Origin of the sequence: Rhodococcus sp. F64268, assembly GCF_023015605.1 — a bacterium.
Lineage (GTDB): Bacteria > Actinomycetota > Actinomycetes > Mycobacteriales > Mycobacteriaceae > Rhodococcus.
Window position 1 is genome coordinate 1 of record NZ_JALKAI010000030.1, and the last position, 1,296, is coordinate 1,296.

1 protein-coding gene is annotated in these 1,296 nt (G+C 65.8%); it reads right to left on the reverse strand.

The window, feature by feature from the left end; translation table 11 throughout:
- Window positions 1–22: 22 nt before the first annotated feature.
- Window positions 23–1,123: an ISAs1 family transposase gene (locus MWU77_RS24355; RefSeq protein WP_247275023.1), complete on the reverse strand. Its 1,101-nt coding sequence runs from the start codon at window positions 1,121–1,123 to the stop codon at window positions 23–25.
- Window positions 1,124–1,296 lie beyond the last annotated feature (173 nt).

The window sequence follows — 1,296 nt, forward strand, 5'->3', positions numbered from 1 at the left end:
CAGGGCCCCGGAATTGTCGGTTTCATGAGGTCAAGGCCAGCGCGAGCGCCTGATCGGGATGGCGGGCATGGTGCCGCAACCCGGCAGCGATGTTGTCCCATCCAGCCAGGCGCAAAAGACCGACCGCAATGTTGCGGCACGTGGCCATGATCCGAGGGGCCTGACCAGTACGAACCTGCGACAAATCCTCCCCGAACGTGACATCACGAACCCAATGGAGACGATTCTCTATGGCCCAGTGTCCCTGCACCCACGACGCCAAGACCTGCGGTGATGCCGCGATACAGTCGGCCGAGGTGATCAGGTAGACCACCTCGACAGTCCTCTTCCCGTCCTTGTTGGTGACGGTGCGCCGCAACTGGGCGACCTGAGCGGCACCGGGAAACTCGACCCAAGCAGGGGCAGCGACAACCTTGATCGTGCGGGTGATCGTGCGGCCACGGTCGCGGACCGTCGTCCGGACGGCGGGTATGCCCTTCCACGGCAACGTCTTCAACATCGCGTGCAGGGTCGGCATATTGCCCTTGACGGTGAACACGTAGTCGCCACCCGCGCCGGTGACGAGAGTCGCGGTATCGGTCTGGGTATGCATCGCATCCATCGTCACGACCGTCCCGTCGAGATCCATCTGCGCCAACAGTGTTCGTGCCGCAGGTATCTCGTTGCTCTTCTCCTGTACGCAGATTTGGCCCAGGACGGCTCCGGCGCTGTGGTCGAACGCGGCCACCAGATGCGGAGCGGTTCCATCGGGTCGGCGGCGGGCACCGCGGACGGTCTTGCCGTCCAGAGCAATCACCCGCCGCTGGCCGGCGACGAACGTGCGAGTCCACATCCACATCCCGAGTGCGGTGTCGAGGGCGTCGGCGTCGAGGCGGGCGAACAGTTTGCGGAGCGTCGACTCGTCCGGGGCGGCAGTTCCGGCGAGGCCGAACGCGGCAAGATGCTCGCAGGTGGTGGCCGCGGCCCACTGGCCGATCGCGGCGAATGAGCGGGCGCCGGCGATGGTCGCTGTGACGGCGAGGGCGAGGATGCTCGCGAGTGGATAACGCACTCCGCGCCGGTCGCGGGGGTCGGGCACCGTCTCGAGTGCGGTCAACAGGAGTTCACGGCGCGTCGGGTTCACGTAGGGAATCGACGTAGGGGAAGATGGCATGCGGGTGCGGCCTCGGGATCGGACGGTGGCGTAGGAACTTCCATCCAATCCCGTAGGTCGCACCCATCACAGTCGACACGCCGTTCACATGGCGACAAATCCCGAGGTCACAGGGCTACGCGCCGACCTTTCCGGGACCCTGG